Below are 15,926 nucleotides of genomic sequence, written 5' to 3'. Positions count from 1 at the left end.
GCGGTGGGTTCCTTGAAGGTGGGGTCAGGCTGCAGGCTGCAGACCGTACAAGGCCAATTGCTGCACGCTGCCCTTGTGCTGGATCAGGCGCGGGTCATCCAGAGGGAAGCTGCCCCCCAGTTCGCTTTCCAGAATGGCCTGCAGTTTGCGGTTGTCGACTTTACCGTCGGCGCCAATGGCCTGCTGGAGTTTTTCCGGAGCGATTTGCGCGGTCTTGCCCGGCTCCAGGTAGATCGCCCCGGTGGCGAAGTCGACGCCAAAGGCGATCAGCCCCGGAATGACATAGAACAGCAGGCCCACGGCATCGAGCACCACCACCACTGGATCGATCTTGCCGTCGATCTGGCCGCGGCGGTCGGGAAAGAAGATCGAGCCACAGGCTGTGAGTTGGGTCAGCAGGGTGGTCACCAGAACGCCGCCAATGACACGGTGGGGAATACGCATGGATATCTCCTGGTAAATATGCAGACAAAGCGAAATGGAGCGGGGCATTGAGTCTTGTCGATCAGCACTCAGACCATGATTAACCCCAGGCAGTTCGCCGTTATACTCGCGCCTCTGTTTTGGAGCCAGCATGAATTCTTTGCCAATTGATGAAGTTTTGCCTGCATTGCGCGAGGCCCTGGCGGCGCGCCATGAAGCGGTGCTCGAAGCCCCGCCCGGTGCCGGCAAGACCACCCGTGTGCCCCTGGCGCTTCTGGATCAGGACTGGCTGGCCGGACAGACCATCCTCATGCTCGAACCCCGGCGCCTGGCGGCCCGGGCTGCGGCGGAGCGCCTGGCCAGCGAACTGGGGGAGAAAGTCGGTGAAACCGTGGGCTACCGCATCCGCCTGGAGAGCAAGGTCGGCCCGCGGACCCGTATCGAAGTGGTCACCGAAGGCATCCTCACCCGACGCCTGCAGGACGACCCGGCCCTGGAAGGGGTTGGCCTGCTGATCTTCGATGAGTTTCACGAGCGCAGCCTGGATGCCGACCTGGCCCTGGCCTTGAGCCTCAATGGCCGGGAGCTGTTTCGTGACGAGCAGCCCCTGAAGATTCTGTTGATGTCGGCGACCCTGGAGGGCGAACGTCTTTCCACGCTGCTGGGCGATGCGCCGATCCTGCGCAGTGAGGGGCGCATGTTCCCGGTGACCCAGCGCTGGGGGCGGCCGTTCCAGCCCGGCGAGTTCATCGAACCGCGGGTGGTGCAGACCGTGCTTGAAGCCATCAACGATGAAAGCGGCAGCCTGCTGGTGTTTCTCCCAGGCCAGGCCGAGATTCGTCGAGTGCATCAGCAGTTGGCCGAGTCCTTGGGACAACGCAGTGAGATTCTGCTCTGTCCACTGCATGGCGAGCTGGACCTGGCCGCCCAGCGCGCGGTCATCGATCCGGCCCCGGCGGGGCGGCGCAAAGTGGTATTGGCCACCAACATCGCCGAAACCAGCCTGACCATCAACGGCGTGCGGGTAGTGGTGGACGCCGGGCTGGCCCGAGTGCCGCGCTTCGATCCCGGCAGCGGCATGACCCGCCTCGACACCCAGCGCATCTCCCGGGCCAGCGCCACCCAGCGCGCCGGCCGGGCCGGGCGCCTGGAGCCTGGCGTGTGCTATCGCTTGTGGTCGGCGGATCAGCAGGAACAACTGGCGGCCTATGCCGGCGCGGAGATCCTTCAGGCCGACCTGGCCGGTCTGGCCCTGCAACTGGCGCGCTGGGGCGTGACCCCGAATCAGCTGGCCTGGCTGGACCCGCCTCCCAGCGCCGCTTATGCACAGGCTCAAGACCTGTTGCAGCGCCTGGGAGCGCTCAACGATGACGGCACATTGACCCGCCACGGTCAGGCCATGGCCGAGTTGCCGGCCCATCCGCGCATTGCCCACTTGCTGTTGCGCGGCCAGTCCCTGGGGCTGGCGCAGATGGCCTGCGACGTCGCGGCCCTGCTGGGGGAACGGGACATTTTGCGCGGTGCCGGCGCCGACCTGCACAGTCGCCTGGTGCTGCTTTCCGGGGAGGAGCGCGCGGCCCGTGGTGCCCAGGGTGGTGTCCAGCGTGCGCGGCAACTGGCGCGGCAGTACCGTGGCTACCTGCGAGGGCAGCCCGAGGCAGCCGTCGCCGATCCCGAGCATCCGCGCTGGCTTGGTGCCTTGCTGGCCCTGGCCTATCCCGATCGCGTGGCCCAGCAGCGCCGTCCCGGTGGTGCCGAGTATCGACTGGCCAACGGCCGCGCGGCGCTGTTCAGCGAAACCGACAACCTGATGAAGCAGCCCTGGCTGGTGATCGCCGACCTGGGCAGCCGCCAGGGCCAGCGTGAGGAGCGCATCTACCTGGCCGCGGATTTTGATCCGACCCTGTTCGATACCGTGCTGGCAGAGCAGGTGCGCAACGTCGACCAGCTGGATTGGGACGAGCGTGAAGGCGTGCTGCGGGCCGAGCGTCAACGCAAGGTTGGTGAGCTGGTACTCAGCCGTGAACCGCTCACCGGCCTGGACGAGTCAGCCCGTAGCCAGGCCCTGGTCAATCTGGTGCGGCGCAAGGGCCTGGAGCTGCTGCCCTGGACCCCGGAGCTGCGCCAGTGGCAGGCTCGGGTGACCTTGCTGCGGCAGCTGGATCTGGCGGACAAGGGCGAGAGCCAATGGCCGGATGTCAGTGATGGCGCCTTGCTCGCAGGGCTGGAGCAGTGGCTACAGCCCTACCTGGGCAAGGTGTCGCGACTGAGTCACTTTGCCAACCTGGAGCTGGCCGGCATCGTCCACAACCTGTTGCCCTGGCCGCTGCCCCAGCGCCTGGACGAGCTGGCTCCGCATCATCTGACAGTGCCCTCGGGCTCCTCGATCCGACTGGACTACAGCGAGCAGCCGCCGATTCTGGCGGTGCGCCTGCAGGAGCTGTTTGGGCTGTCGGACACGCCGCGGATTGCCGGTGGCCGCCAAGTGGTCAAGTTGCACTTGCTGTCGCCGGCGCGGCGTCCGGTGCAGGTCACCCAGGATCTGGCGAACTTCTGGCGCAGCACTTACGCCGAGGTGAAGAAGGATCTCAAGGGCCGTTATCCCAAGCATTACTGGCCGGACGATCCACTGATTGCCGAGGCTACGGCGCGGATCAAACCCCGCAAGTAGAGCGGGGTTACAACGCCGGCAACAGGAACCGGGCAAGCACCGGCAGGTGGTCGGAGATGCGCTGGGTGTCGTCCTGGCGTACTCGGGATTCAACCCGCTTCAGTCGTGGGCTGTAGAACAGGTAGTCCACCGTGCGATCCGGGCCGTCGAGGCTCGGGTCGTTGGGGTAGTGGGTCAGCCAACGAGCACGGTCGACGCCACTGGCCTGAGTGTTGCTGGGGATCATCGGGTACTTGTCCCACAGCAGGTGCAGCGGGCTGTCAGCGTTGTAGGGCGCGCGCTGTTCTTCGCTCAGGCGTTGGTACTGGCTCAGGGGCAGCAGGTTGAAATCGCCGCCAATCAGCCAGGGGGTGCCGCGGCTCTCCAGTTTGTCCAGAACCTTGGCAATGGCCGTCACCTGCTTGTGCTGAGTGTCGTCGGCGCGCTGCGCACGCTCCAGATGGGTGTTCAGCACCACCAGTTGGCCGCCATCGCTCAGGGGCAGGTAGCTCAGCAGCAGGGCGTCCTTGGGCTGGAACTGCCGGCTGATGAGCGAGTGCGGGGCAACCGGCAGTTGCAAGCGTTCGGCGTGATCAATGCGGTAGCGGCTGAGGGTCGCCAGTTGTCGGCCGACGCTGCCGAAAATGTGCGGCGAAGGCACGAAGTCCGCCTGCCAGTCGTAAGCCTGGGTGCTGCAGGGGTAGAGGTCGGCGAGCCGCTCCTGCAGGAGTTTGAGTTGATCCTGGTAGGCGCTGGCCTTGGCGCCGTTGTCCACTTCCTGCAGCAGCACCAGGTCCGGCTGTTCGTCACGAATGACCCGGGCCACTTCGTCGAGGCTGAAAGCCATGTCTTCCAGGGTCGGACGTTCGTCCTCGCCCCGAGCCTGGTCGTTCCAGAACACGTAGCGCTTGCCCGCCAGGTACTGCAGGTTCCAGGTCATCACCTTGAGTGCCTGGCCCGGCACCAGCGGCGTGGCCTGGGCGCTGCAACTGACCGTCAGGGTTTCCTTGGGCAGAGGGCGCCAGGTCAGGCTGTAGATCAGGCCGGTCAGTACCAGGCCGATCAGGAGCAGGCTCAACAGGGTGATGCGCAGTAGACGGGTCATCGGCTCGGCTTATGGCGTTGCAGGATGGGCCGGAGCATAACCGAGTGCGCGGCCGTCACCCAAGGGGTAGAGCGGCCGCAAGGTGAATCAGCGGTTGTCCGCTGGCTCGTTGATGAGCATGAACAGGCGGAACAGCACCACGCTGGTGAACAGCTGCAGGAAGCTGTAAGCGCTGTCGATGGCCAGTGACAGGATCGGGTTGTGCGGATCGGGATAGGCGGCTTCGCTCGCCCCCTTGAGCAGCCACAACGGGGCCATGACCGCCAGGATGCACAACAGGATGCGCAGGAAGTGCCCGCGGCTCAGGCGCAGGCTTTCCTTGATGGCCGCCAGGGGCGCCAGGCCCTTGAGCACCAGCAGGTACTCGGCGAAGGCCAGCACCACCATCAGCCACAGCCCCGGCAGCAAATACAGCGACAGCCCGAGCAGAATCAGCAGCGTGCTGACCGCTGTCAGCACGGCGAAGCGCGGCCACAGGCTCAGGGCCATGGCCCAAAGGTCACGGTTGCGGGGCGATTCCCCCCGGGTGCGGGCGTCGAGAAACAGGATCAGCGCGCCGGTGTACAGCGGATAGAGCAAGAGTCCCACCACCACGCTGGAGCCGGGAAAGGCATTCTCGCCCAGGGCGCTGCTGACGCCTTGTTGCAGCAGCGCTTCGAGAATCACCAGGGGCAGGCACAGTTGGGCGATGCGGCCGAAGTTGCGTTGGAAAAAATAGAAAGAGTCGCGCAGAACATCTAACGGAGTCATTGATGGGGATCGCAGTTGACCAAGCGGTTGAACACTTTAACCGAAGCAGGCCCTTCGGGAGCAAACGTAAACCTTGAGTAAAGACCATTGAAAGTCGTCGCCCCAACCCCATAACTGGTGCGTACCGCAGCCCTGTGGGGGCACGGACCAGATTTTTACCGGCAATCTAAAGAGGTCGCCATGAACAGCGAAGAGCAAACCCTGATCGATGGACTGTTTTCACGGTTGCAACAAGCCGAGACGGACTCAGCTCCACGTGACGCCCAGGCCGAAGCGCGGATCAAGGAACACCTGATCCGCCAGCCTGCGGCCGGGTATTTCATGACCCAGGCGATCCTGGTGCAGGAGGCTGCCCTGAAAAGCCTCAATGAGCAGAACAAACAATTGAGCCAGCAAGTGCAGCAGTTGCAGGCCGAACTGCAACAGGCTCGCTCCCAGGCCGCCGCTGCGGCTCCAGCTCCGGCGGCGAGTGGCGGCTTTCTGTCGAGCATCTTCGGCGGTTCCCGCGAGCCGCAACCGGCTCCCGTGCAGGCCCCGAGTGTGGCGCCATCCTCCGGCGGTGGCTGGCGTGAGCCGTCCCGTTCTTCCTTCGGCGCGCCTGCGCAGCAGAATTTCGGCGCCCCGCAGCAGAACTATGCGCCGCAACCGGCACCGGCGGCCGGTAGCAGCTTCCTCGGCGGGGCTTTGAAAACCGCTGCCGGCGTGGCCGGCGGGGTGATGCTGGCCCAGGGCATCAGCAGCCTGTTCCACAGCAACCAGCAGCCTCAGGAAGTTGTCGAAGTCATCAAGGAAGAACCGGCACCGGCCAGCGACAACAGTGGCTGGGGCAATGACGATCAGCGGCTGGCCAACAACGACTCCTGGGGCAACAGCGACCAGGGCGGCTTCAGCAACGCCGATTACGGAAACGACGACAGTTCGTTCTTCTCCGACGACGATTCCTTCGTCTGAGGCTCCGTCGGTCCGGGGCAGGCACCTGCCCCGGACCGATTATTCGCGGAACATTCCTTGTGACTGGCATACTGGGCGACTTTTCGGGTCTTGAGCCCCGTTCCAGCCCCTGCGCTGCTGCGCCATGAGGATTAGCGGTGAAGAAAATCGCGGTGTTCGCCGACGTCCAGAACCTCTATTACACCGTCCGCCAGGCCTATGGTTGTCACTTCAACTACGCGGCGCTGTGGGCGGATATCAGTAAGGAGGGGCAGATCGTCGAAGCCTATGCCTATGCCATCGATCGCGGTGACAGCAAGCAGCAGCAGTTTCAGCAGATCCTGCGCAACCTGGGCTTCACGGTAAAACTCAAACCCTATATTCAGCGCAGCGATGGCTCGGCCAAGGGTGACTGGGACGTGGGCATCACCATCGACATCATGGACGCTGCCGCCCAGGTCGACGAAGTGGTGCTGGCCTCCGGCGACGGCGACTTCGACCTGCTGCTCGAGCGCATCATCCACAAGCATGGGGTCAGCGCGGTGGCTTATGGCGTGCCGGGTCTGACTGCCAATTCGCTGATTCGCGCCGCCACCCGCTATGTGCCGATCGAAGGCGCCTTGCTGCTGAAAAGCTGATCATTTTTTATACGGAGCTGCACAGGTTTGGAACGTATTGCCGTCATCGACTTTGAAACCACCGGGATCTCCCCGAGCAGCAGTTGCCGGGCCACGGAAATCGCCGTGGTGATTCTTGAGCAGGGGCGCATCGTCGAGCGTTACCAGAGCCTGATGAATGCCGGCGTGCGGGTGCCGGGCTTTATCGAACAACTGACCGGCATCAGCAACGCCATGCTGCGCAGCGCCCCGCCGGCGGAGCAGGTGATGAACGAGGTCAACGAGTTTGTCGGCACCACGCCGTTGCTGGCCCACAACGCGGCCTTCGACCAGAAGTTCTGGGATTTCGAGCTGGGGCGGATCAAGCGCACCCGCTTGCAGAATTTCGCCTGTTCCCTGCTGCTGGCCCGGCGCCTGATGCCGGCGGCGCCGAACCACAAGCTGGGCACCCTGACCTCATTCGCCGGCTTGCCCCACACCGGTCAGGCGCACCGGGCCATGGCCGACGCGGAAATGGCCGCCAACCTGGTGGCGCACCTGGCCGGCGAGCTACGCCACAAGCATGGCTTGCGTGAACTGTCCCACGACTTCCTCTGCAAGTTGCAGAAGGTCCCGGCTGCCAAGATCCCCGAGCACCTCAGGCGCCAGCGCGGTTTCTGAGGCAGAGCTGCGGCTCACTTGCCGTTGTTTTCCAGTTGCCCCAGGGGGACACGCCGTTCGATGGCGCTGGAAAGCACGATGGAAGTCTTGCTGAAACCGAACTGGGCCACGCGGTTGATCAGTTCCTCCAGCTCCGGCATCGAGCCCACGGCAGCCTGCATGATCACGCAAGGATCTCCCGTCACCCGATGACACTCGGTGAGCTGGGGGATCTTGATCAGTTCGTCATAGTTCTTCTGGTTGCCATGCTGGGCCAGGCGCAGTTCGATCACGCACTGGATCGGCAACCCCACCTTGGCCATGTCGACCTTGGCCTGATAACCGGTGATCACGCCGCTGGCCTCCAGCTTGGCCACGCGCTCGGCCACTGCCGGCGCCGAGAGGTTGACCTTGCGCGCCAGCTCGGCATAACTCGCCCGGCCGTTTTCCAGCAGGCTGGCCAGGAGCAAGCGATCGTATTTGTCCATGGAAGGCCTCTAATAGGTACGACTTTCGAAAGCACGGCATATAGCCCTGAACTCCATGCTTTGGAAAGTGTACTGCCGTTATAAACAGGTTTTGTAACTTAAGTTCCCCGGGTCGCCTTTCTAGAATAGTTCTCCCCCTGCCTGCTCCGAGCTGCCCCCCATGCCTGGCCAAAGCCGTTTTCCCTTGCCGTTGATCGCCGCCTTTTTTGCCCTGTACGTGATCTGGGGGTCGACCTATCTGGTGATCCGCATCGGCGTCGAGTACTGGCCGCCGCTGATGCTCGGCGGTGTGCGTTTCATCATCGCCGGCAGCTTGATGTACGCCTTCCTGCGCTGGCGCGGGGTTCCGGCGCCGACCTGGGCGCAATGGAAGGCCGCGGGGATCATCGGCGTGTTGCTGCTCAGTTGCGGTAACGGTGCGGTGACGCTGGCCGAACACTCCGGGGTGACCTCTGGAGTGGCGGCCCTGGCGGTGGCCACGGTGCCTTTGTTCACCTTGCTCTGCGGCTATTTCTGGGGGGCACGCAACACGCGTCTGGAGTGGGCCGGGATCATCCTCGGGATGATCGGTATCGGCATGCTCAACCTGGGTTCCAACCTGCAATCGAGTCCGCTGGGTGCGGCCTTGTTGCTGTTCGCGGCGGCGGCCTGGGCCTTCGGTTCAGTGTGGAGCAGGCACCTGCCGCTGCCCCAGGGGGCCATGGCCAGCGCTGCGGAAATGCTCGTCGGTGGCGTGGTGCTGATGATCGGCAGCGTCTTGAGCGGCGAGCATCTGGACGCCATGCCGCCCCTGGAAGGCTGGTTGGCCCTGGCCTATCTGGCCGGCTTCGGGTCGATCATCGCCTTCAACGCCTACATGTACCTGCTCAAGCACGTACGGCCGGCCGCGGCCACCAGCTATGCCTACGTCAATCCGGCGGTGGCGGTGCTGCTGGGGATCGTCTTTGTCGGTGAAACCATCGGCATCGAGGAGGGCCTGGCCATGCTGGTGATCATCAGCGCGGTGGTGCTGATCGGCCTGCCCCAGTGGCGTAAGCCGAAAGCCGCTCCTCAGCAAGAGGTTGTCTGATCAGCCTGCCGGTGGTTGGCCGGCAAGCTTCTGATCCAGAAAGTCGCCGATCAGCTTTGCCACCTGCCGGTGGATATCCTGGCGATCACCGGCATCGCCATCGCGGCAGATAATCTCGTCCCCAGGCGCCTCTTCCTTGAGCAGGGCCACGGCGCCTGGCTTGCAGACTTGCATGAAACTGAAGTGGCTGGCATTGGCCAGGACCTCATAGCGCGAAGGCGGGGACGCCAGATGGGCGTTCAGATAGCCCGACTCTTCTTCCACGGGCATGTCCGCGATGTTCACTCCGGCCCCCAGGACCAGGACCGGTGTGTGCAGCGTCGACAAACTCTCGGGGGTAAAGCCGCGGGCGAACCCCAGGTCCAGCGCAACGACGGCCTTGACTCGCGGGTCCCGCAGATCGGCGCTCAGCGGGCCTTGATTGTGCGCGGTGATTCCCAGTTCCGGTGCTATTTGGCAAAGGCGTGGATTGGGATGCAGCCGGCACTCCTCCAGGTAACGTTGCGGGCTGTAGCGGGCGCCGGCCAGCGCGGTGACCGTCCAGCCGCCCAGGGAGTGACCGATGGCGGCGATGCGTTGCGGGTCGACCGGGCCGGCCAGGGTGTTATCGAGGGTGAGCTTGTCGATGACCCGGCTCAGGTCGCGCGGGCGTTCCCAGAGCTTCGCCGCTTCTGCAGGGCGTTGGTCGAATGTGGTGGTGCCCGGATGGTCGGGGGCCGCGACTATATAGCCTTGGTCCACCAGGCTCGATACCAGCCAGCTGAGATTGCGCCAGTTGCCGCGATAGCCATGGGACAGCACCACCAGCGGATGGGCAGAACCGCTAGGGGCGGCATCCTTGATGGTCGCTACACCCTGGAAAATCGGGTTTTCAGCCGATGGTCGGAGGGGGGCGGTGGTCGTGGTGGGGTACCAGAGGGCGACATGCAGGGGGCGCTGCTGACTGGCGTCCGCCAGCGTCACTTCACGAAAGCCGATGAGTTCGGCGGCATGCACCAGGGGCAGGTGCAGGCAAAGGCCCGCTAGCATCCATGCGGACAGGGCAAATTTGCGCATTCAGATCTCCATTGGCAAAGCATCGGTGTTCTGCCAGTGGGGGCGCGCTTTGGAGGAATCGACGGCGTTCAGCGGCAGAGGGTTGACGACGACTGATGGCAGTCGCCGTCCACCCTTTTACCTGAAGTGGCCGGGAAAGGGTGACCGGATTGCGGAGCAAGCGGTCACGCCTCTGGCATCAGTTACAGGCGCCGGCGTCGCGCCAGACCTTGCCACTGCCTTCACCGCCGACGGTGGCAGCAGACGGCTCGTTGCCTTTGGTCCACCAGCGGGCGATGTAGTAGCGGCCGTTGTGGCTGACCTTGTCATTGGCCAGGTAGGTGCCTTGACGGCTCCAGGCGCCCAGGCAACCGGCCGGCGTTTCCACGATGTCGGCCAGCACGGTCACACTATGGTCACGGCTGACCGTATGGCTGCCGTTGCCCAGGTTCAGGGTGAAGCGGTAGCTGATGTCCTTGTCGCTCTTGGGCGCGACAAAGGTCAGTTTCGACCCCGAGACCTGGAAGGCGACGCTGGGCGTCACTGTCCATTGGTAGCTCAGCGCCAGACCGGCCGGGTCGCTGGAACCGGCGGCGTCCAGGGTCACTGTTTCACCGCCCTTGGCCTGACTGGCCCCGGCGATGCTCGCCAGCGGCGGCTTGACCGGTGCCGGCTTCTCGGCCAGGACCTTGACCTGATGGGTGCGGGTGGCGCTGTGCTTGCCGTTGTTCACCGTCAGGCTGACGTTGTAGGTGACATCCTGCTCGGCCTTCGGGGCGACGAACTTCATCAGGTGGCCTGCGGCGTCAAAGGCGACGTTGGGGCTGATGCTCCAGCTGTAGCTGAGCTTCAGGCCTGCCGGGTCGCTGGACCCCGTGGCGTCGAGGTACACGGTTTCTCCGGACTTGGCCTCGCTCGCGCCGCCGATGACCGCTACCGGCGGTTTGACCTCTTCCACCGGTGGCTCGACCGGTTTCTCGCCCTCGCTCTGGCACGGGCCCAGGTCACGCCAGACCTTGCCGGCGCCGTCCGGGCCGGTGGTGCTGGCCAGGCCCGGCTCGGTGCCGGAGGTCCACCAGCGAGCCTGGTACTGACGACCTTTCCACTGCACCACATCATTGCCGACGTAAGTGCCTCTGAGCGTCCATTCTGGTTTGCAGCTGGCATCGGCGGCCTTGCCCTTGATCAGCACCTCGTGGGTCCGGGTGCTGCTCTGCTTGCCGTTGCTCAGGGTCAGGGTGAAACGGTAGCGGGTGTCGCTCTGCAGTTCCGGCGCGGTGAAGCTGATGCGCGCGCCGTCGAAGTCGAAGTCCAGGCGCGGCGAGGCTTCCCAGGCGAAGTTCAGGGCATTGCCCTGGGGATCGCTGGAGGCCGAGGCATCGAGGACGATCTTGTCCCCGGCATTGGCTTCAGTCTTGCCGCTGATCACCGCCACCGGAGGTTGACCGGCATTCACCGGCTTGAGGGACGCGGCCTTGATGTCGTTGTCGGCGCTGAATTCGCCGTCGGCCAGCAGGGTCCAGGCGCCGTTTGCACTGTTGCTGCCATAGACCTGATAACCCTTGATGTTGCCGCTCAGGCCGGCGTCCTGGCGCGGCAGGTAGTGCAGTTGCGAGAAGCGGCTGTCGGCCCCAAGGTCGATCAGTATTTCATGGGGGTAGCGTGCACCCGCCGCCGTGCTCCAGTAGGAGTTGGGGTTGCCGTCGATGGCGTGGTTGCCGACCGCTGCGCCAGGCACTGCGCTGCTGGTGGACATGACCTTCCAGCTATCGCGGGGCAGGGCCTTGCCCTTGGCATCCACCAGCAGCAGTTCGGCGACGCTGGCGTTGTCCTTGCCGTCCACCGCGGAGGTGGCGACGAATTTCAGGTAGCGGCCCTGGGTCGTGTCCTGGGTCAGACCGTAGGCATGGCCTTCAAGCACCTGATCCTGAGTTGCCCGGTTGTCGGTGTTGATCGCCAGGTACCAGCGCCCCGGCTGCGGGTCGTTCACCCCCAGGGACACGTTATGGTTGCGTGCCGAGCGGTAGTCGTAGCTTGAGCCGCTGGGCTGGGCGCCGCGCTTGAGCAGCAACTGGATCTGGCCGGCCTTCTCGGTGAGTTCGCCGTCCACCACGGTGAATACCAGGCGCCGGGTGCCTTCGGGGACATCCACCGGGAAGTAGCGCGTCTGGCCGCTGGCCAGGCTGACTTTCTGGCTGAGGATCGAGGTACCTTGTTCCTGCTCGAGCGGGACCACGGAAGGGCTATAGGCCGACATCCGCGCCGCGTTTTCCCGCCAGACCCGGGCCATGTTGGCGGTGTCCGCGTTACCCAGCGGCACGCCCCGGCTGTCCTTGACGTCCGGGTTGGAGAAATAGCCCACATGGTTGCCGCAGAGGATGGTGCCGACCCGGCCGTTGTTGTAGCCGAAGCGGTAGCTCTTGCCATCGGAACAGTGGTTGCCGCCGATGTTGTGGCCCAGTTCATGACGGAAGACGGTGGCCGACTTGATGGAGTTGATAGTGTAGCGCCCAGGCATGTTCCCCCACCCCACGGCGGTGTCCTGGCCGGGGGTGCCCATGACGAAACTGGCCACCACGTCGGGGCTGTAGCGACGCATGCCTTCGGCGAAGACGTTGCGCACCTGGCTCAGGCTGGTTCTGGTGATGGGCGCATCCTGCGTCACCACCTGAGTGCCCACCAGGCGCAGGCGCACGCCCTGGACCTTGGACTGTTGCAAGGCGCGGTTGACCGAGGCCACCTGGACCAGGGCGTAGGCTTCGTGGTCACCGATATAGTCGGCGGCGGCCTGGGAGAACCCGGCCAGCAGGTCGATCACGGTTTCGCCCTGGACGTTGCGGTTGACCTGGAAACTGCGCAGGCCGCTCTGCGACTCCTTCAGGGCTGGGGTTTCGCTGCCGTCATCGGCGATGTAGTCGACGCTCGACGGGTCAAAGGCGGCTCCAGCGTCGAAGTGGATCATCGACTGCTGGCCGTTGGCGTCGCCGCGAATGATGGCATTGGCGTCCGGCAACAGGGCGATGAAGCTGCCGTCGGGGCGCGCGGCGAGGGTCATCTCTCCGGGGGCGCTGAGGGTACGGGCGCGTCCCTCCAACTGGCCGGTCATGACCCGCAGGTCCTTGAAGGTATCGTCCTGTTGCGCGATCAGGCTGCGGATGCGCATCCCGGTGACCTGTTGCAGCTGTTCGGTGCCGGTTTCGGCGGCGCCGAATGGCATCGCCCTGGCGCCGGGCAACTGCAGGTTGATGAAGTGACCCTGGATCACCGTCGCGCCGAGAGCGGCATCGGGGCTGTGCTGGACGACATCGGCCTGCGCCATGCCGCCAAGCGGCAAGAGCAGGGCAGCGCCCAGGCTGGCGCCCCAAAGGCGGGTAGCGCGGGACAAGGCGGTCAATCTGAAGCTCGACATAACTATTCCTGGATAGTCTCAGCGCGGTGCGAAACCTGGCGAACAGGACCGCTAAAGCGTCCGCGCTGATGAGGTGGATAAGGAGTTTTGCCGGCGGAGGGCATCATAGGCAGGGGCGCTCCGGGCGTACATCGAACAGGGGGCTTTTCGTACCGGTCCTAGGTGCCGGGCAGGATCGCCGGAGCGGGTGGGACGGAGCGTCCAGGCCGCTAAACAACAGCATGGGTGCGGTGTCACAGAGAGGCTGGCGAGGTCACGCAGGCAGCGGCCACAGGGGCCGTCGCCTGCGCTGGGGGAAGGGGGCTGGTTGCCGGGGGCGTGAAGCCCCCGGCGGCTGTCAGTGACAGGGGCCGAGGTCGTTCCAGACCTTGCCGCTGAAGTCCGGCCCGGTGAACGCCGGATTGCCCGGCTCCTGGCCTTGGGTCCACCAGCGAGCGAGGAAGAAGCGCCCGTTGTGGCTGACTTTCTGACCGCCCAGGTAGGCCGTGCTGCGCGTCCAGGCAGCTGTGCAGCCAGGCGCCGTTTGCGGTGGGGGGGCGAGGACCGTGACGCTGTGCTCGGCGGTCGCGGTTTTCTGGCCGTTGTCCACGCTCAGGGTGAAGCGGTAGCGGGTGTCTTGCTTGAGCTGCGGGGCGTTGAAGCTGACGCTTGCGCCGTCATAGCTGAAGTCCAGTGCCGGCGTGACTTGCCAGGCAAAGCTCAAGGCTTTGCCTTGCGGGTCGCTGGAGCCCGAGGCATCCAGCAGCACCCGTTCACCGGCGTTGGCCTGGCTGCGACCGCTGATCACGGCGACAGGTGGCAGGCTGGCCTCGACTGGTTTGAGGGCAACGGATTTGACCTCGTTGTCGGCACTGAACTCGCCTTTGGCCAGCAGCGCCCAGGCGCTGGTCGGGCTGTCACCGCCATACACTTCGTAGCCCTTGATGTTGCCGGCGGCATCGTTGTTTTGCCGCGGCAGGTAATTCAAGGAAGAGAAGCCCCGCTCTGCTCCGAGGTCGATGATGATCTCGTGGGGATAGCTGGCACTGCCCGAACTCCAGTACGAGTTCGGTTTGCCATCGACGAACCACAGGCTGTTGTCGATGCCGGAGGTCTTGCCGTTGACCGAGTGGACGCGCCAGCCGTTTCTCGGCAGCGGCTTGCCCTTGGCGTCGGCCAGCAGCAGTTCGGCGATGCTGGCGACTTTGCTGCCGTTGATCGACGACGTGGCGACAAAACGCAGGTAGCGAGCCTGGCTGGTTTCCTGGGTCTTGGCGAAGACATGGCCTTCAAGCAACTGGTCGCTGGCGCTCTTGTTCTTCTCGGCTCGTACCCCGACGTACCAGCGTCCGGGCTTGGGATGGCTCACCCCCAGGGCGACGCCATGGTTTTCCAGGGAGCGGTAGTCATAGTCGCTGGCGGTGGGGCGGGCGCCGTGCTTGAGCAGCAGTTGCACCTTGCCCGCGCGTTCATGGCGCGGGCCGTGGTTGATCGACAACGCCAGGCGCTCGGTGCCCTCGGGAATATCCAGGGCCTCGTAGTGGATGACGTTCTGTTTCAGGTCGATGGACTTGCTCAGCAGCGGTGTGACCTGTTCGTGGTCCATGGGGATCACCGCCGGGCTGTAGGCGGACATGCGCTGGGCGCCTTCACGCCACAGGCGAGCCATGTTGGCGGTGCCCAGTTGGCCCAGGGGCACGCCCAGGTTGTCCCTGACATCAGGGTTGGAGTAGTAGCCCACGTGGTTGCCACACAGGATCGTGCCCACCCGGCCGTTGTGGTAGCCGAAACGGTCGCTGCTGCCGTCCGAGCAATGATCGCCACCGATGTTGTGCCCCACCTCGTGGCGAAAGGTGGTGGGCGACTTGATGTTGTTGATCGAGTAACGGCCATTGATATTGCCCCAGCCGAGCATGGTGTCGACCCCCGGGGTGCCGACAAAGAACCCGGTCACCAGATCGGGGCTGTATTGCCGCATGCCTTCGGCGAACAGGGTGCTGACCTTGCGCATGGTTCCGTCGGGGCCGGAGGTGATCGGGTGATCCTCGGCAATGACCTGGGTGCCCACCAGGCGCAGGCGTACCCCTTCGATCTGTGACTGGCGCAAGGCATGGTTGACCGAGGCGACCTGGGCCAGGGCGTAGGCTTCATGGTCGCCGATGTAGTCGGCGGCGGCCTGGGAGAAGCCGGCCAGCAGGTCGATGACGGTTTCGCCTTGGGCGTTGCGGTCGACCTGAAAGCTGCGCTGGCCGTTGCGGGTCTGCAGCAGGTTGGGCTCCTGGGCTTGCTCGGACTGCACATAGTCGATGTTGCCGGGCTCATGGGAGTGCCTGGTTTCGGCGGGGATCAGCGTCTGCTGACCATTGGCGTCGCCGCGAATGGTGGCATTGGGCAGCAGGGCGATGAAGCTGCCATCGCTGCGGGCGGTGACGACGACGTTGCTTTCACCGAATGCCAGGCGAGCGGGGCCCTGGGCCCGGCCCACCAGGACCTTGATGTCCTTGAAGCGATCATCCTGATCCAGGCGCAGGGCGCCGATGCTCAGTCCGGTGGCCTGGGTCAGGCGCTCGGTACTGGCGGCAGGCGCGTTGCGCAGCCTGGGATCGGGGTTCAAGGCCTGGATGTCGATGAACGGGCCGCTGATCACAGCGGTGCTGGCAACGGCAGGTGTGGCGGGTGATGTCTCGTCGGCCAGGGCCGGGTTGGCCAAGGGCATGAGCAGGACGGCACCCAGGCTAGCGGCGCGGATGGCGTCGGCCAGGGAAAGGTAAGGCAGTTGGCGGTGGGGCATAACCACTCCAGGACAAGCACAGCGCAGCGCGAAACCGGTTT

Annotated in this window: 12 protein-coding genes; 5 read left to right on the top strand and 7 right to left on the bottom strand. The window is 64.7% G+C overall.

Annotation, left to right across the window (positions count from 1 at the left end):
* Nucleotides 1-24 precede the first annotated feature (24 nt).
* Nucleotides 25-444 carry a polyribonucleotide nucleotidyltransferase gene (locus LOY69_RS26255; RefSeq protein ID WP_102865373.1) on the bottom strand — a complete coding sequence of 140 codons (420 nt, stop codon included), beginning with the start codon at nucleotides 442-444 and terminating at the stop codon, nucleotides 25-27.
* A gap of 130 nt (nucleotides 445-574) precedes the next feature.
* On the opposite strand from LOY69_RS26255, the gene hrpB reads away from it, so the two are divergent.
* On the top strand, nucleotides 575-3,094 hold the full coding sequence (gene hrpB, locus LOY69_RS26250; RefSeq protein ID WP_265073804.1) for an ATP-dependent helicase HrpB: 2,520 nt from the start codon (nucleotides 575-577) through the stop codon (nucleotides 3,092-3,094).
* 7 nt (nucleotides 3,095-3,101) lie between these two features.
* Here the strand turns inward: hrpB and LOY69_RS26245 are convergent, their stop codons facing one another.
* Both LOY69_RS26245 and LOY69_RS26240 read right to left on the bottom strand, forming a co-directional pair.
* On the bottom strand, nucleotides 3,102-4,178 hold the full coding sequence (locus tag LOY69_RS26245; RefSeq protein ID WP_265073803.1) for an endonuclease/exonuclease/phosphatase family protein: 1,077 nt from the start codon (nucleotides 4,176-4,178) through the stop codon (nucleotides 3,102-3,104).
* Nucleotides 4,179-4,265: 87 nt separating this feature from the next.
* Nucleotides 4,266-4,928, bottom strand: coding sequence for a YciC family protein (locus tag LOY69_RS26240; protein WP_110652050.1), 663 nt, complete (start codon nucleotides 4,926-4,928; stop codon nucleotides 4,266-4,268).
* A 180-nt stretch (nucleotides 4,929-5,108) separates the two neighbouring features.
* Here LOY69_RS26240 and LOY69_RS26235 point away from each other — a divergent pair, with 180 nt between their 5' ends.
* The 3 genes from LOY69_RS26235 (at nucleotide 5,109) to LOY69_RS26225 (ending at nucleotide 7,135) form a co-directional block, all read left to right on the top strand.
* Nucleotides 5,109-5,879 (top strand): DUF2076 domain-containing protein, encoded by a 771-nt coding sequence (locus LOY69_RS26235; RefSeq protein WP_265073802.1) that lies wholly within the window; start codon nucleotides 5,109-5,111, stop codon nucleotides 5,877-5,879.
* 137 nt (nucleotides 5,880-6,016) lie between these two features.
* Entirely contained in the window at nucleotides 6,017-6,496 is a 480-nt protein-coding gene (locus tag LOY69_RS26230) for an NYN domain-containing protein (RefSeq protein WP_102882313.1), read from the top strand.
* Between the two features lie 27 nt (nucleotides 6,497-6,523).
* Nucleotides 6,524-7,135 carry a PolC-type DNA polymerase III gene (locus LOY69_RS26225; RefSeq protein WP_123390359.1) on the top strand — a complete coding sequence of 204 codons (612 nt, stop codon included), beginning with the start codon at nucleotides 6,524-6,526 and terminating at the stop codon, nucleotides 7,133-7,135.
* Nucleotides 7,136-7,149: 14 nt separating this feature from the next.
* On the opposite strand, the gene LOY69_RS26220 is transcribed toward LOY69_RS26225, so the two are convergent.
* Nucleotides 7,150-7,602, bottom strand: coding sequence for an Lrp/AsnC family transcriptional regulator (locus LOY69_RS26220; protein WP_016963834.1), 453 nt, complete (start codon nucleotides 7,600-7,602; stop codon nucleotides 7,150-7,152).
* A gap of 160 nt (nucleotides 7,603-7,762) precedes the next feature.
* Here LOY69_RS26220 and yedA point away from each other — a divergent pair, with 160 nt between their 5' ends.
* Nucleotides 7,763-8,671, top strand: a complete 909-nt coding sequence (gene yedA / locus LOY69_RS26215) for a drug/metabolite exporter YedA (protein ID WP_102865379.1) — start codon at nucleotides 7,763-7,765, stop codon at nucleotides 8,669-8,671.
* Here yedA and LOY69_RS26210 read toward each other — a convergent pair whose 3' ends face one another.
* The 3 genes from LOY69_RS26210 to LOY69_RS26200 form a co-directional block, all read right to left on the bottom strand.
* Nucleotides 8,672-9,727 (bottom strand): alpha/beta hydrolase family protein, encoded by a 1,056-nt coding sequence (locus tag LOY69_RS26210; RefSeq protein WP_265073801.1) that lies wholly within the window; start codon nucleotides 9,725-9,727, stop codon nucleotides 8,672-8,674.
* 178 nt (nucleotides 9,728-9,905) lie between these two features.
* Nucleotides 9,906-13,115: a discoidin domain-containing protein gene (locus tag LOY69_RS26205; RefSeq protein ID WP_265073800.1), complete on the bottom strand. Its 3,210-nt coding sequence runs from the start codon at nucleotides 13,113-13,115 to the stop codon at nucleotides 9,906-9,908.
* A gap of 337 nt (nucleotides 13,116-13,452) precedes the next feature.
* Nucleotides 13,453-15,885 (bottom strand): discoidin domain-containing protein, encoded by a 2,433-nt coding sequence (locus tag LOY69_RS26200; protein WP_265073799.1) that lies wholly within the window; start codon nucleotides 15,883-15,885, stop codon nucleotides 13,453-13,455.
* Between the last annotated feature and the right edge of the window lie 41 nt (nucleotides 15,886-15,926).

It is taken from the genome of Pseudomonas sp. B21-059 (genome assembly GCF_026016285.1).
GTDB lineage: Bacteria > Pseudomonadota > Gammaproteobacteria > Pseudomonadales > Pseudomonadaceae > Aquipseudomonas > Aquipseudomonas danubii.
Note: the sequence above shows the minus strand (reverse complement) of the source record. Positions and strands in the feature narration are given on the sequence as shown.

What these genes read in the sequence shown, in the direction of transcription:
- LOY69_RS26235 (WP_265073802.1), top strand. Translation starts at nt 5,109, where the DNA reads ATGAACAGCGAAGAGCAAACCCTGATCGATGGACTGTTTTCACGGTTG.
- LOY69_RS26200 (WP_265073799.1), bottom strand. Translation starts at nt 15,885, where the DNA reads ATGCCCCACCGCCAACTGCCTTACCTTTCCCTGGCCGACGCCATCCGC.
- LOY69_RS26240 (WP_110652050.1), bottom strand. Translation starts at nt 4,928, where the DNA reads ATGACTCCGTTAGATGTTCTGCGCGACTCTTTCTATTTTTTCCAACGC.
- LOY69_RS26210 (WP_265073801.1), bottom strand. Translation starts at nt 9,727, where the DNA reads ATGCGCAAATTTGCCCTGTCCGCATGGATGCTAGCGGGCCTTTGCCTG.
- hrpB (WP_265073804.1), top strand. Translation starts at nt 575, where the DNA reads ATGAATTCTTTGCCAATTGATGAAGTTTTGCCTGCATTGCGCGAGGCC.
- LOY69_RS26255 (WP_102865373.1), bottom strand. Translation starts at nt 444, where the DNA reads ATGCGTATTCCCCACCGTGTCATTGGCGGCGTTCTGGTGACCACCCTG.
- LOY69_RS26205 (WP_265073800.1), bottom strand. Translation starts at nt 13,115, where the DNA reads ATGTCGAGCTTCAGATTGACCGCCTTGTCCCGCGCTACCCGCCTTTGG.
- LOY69_RS26220 (WP_016963834.1), bottom strand. Translation starts at nt 7,602, where the DNA reads ATGGACAAATACGATCGCTTGCTCCTGGCCAGCCTGCTGGAAAACGGC.
- LOY69_RS26245 (WP_265073803.1), bottom strand. Translation starts at nt 4,178, where the DNA reads ATGACCCGTCTACTGCGCATCACCCTGTTGAGCCTGCTCCTGATCGGC.
- yedA (WP_102865379.1), top strand. Translation starts at nt 7,763, where the DNA reads ATGCCTGGCCAAAGCCGTTTTCCCTTGCCGTTGATCGCCGCCTTTTTT.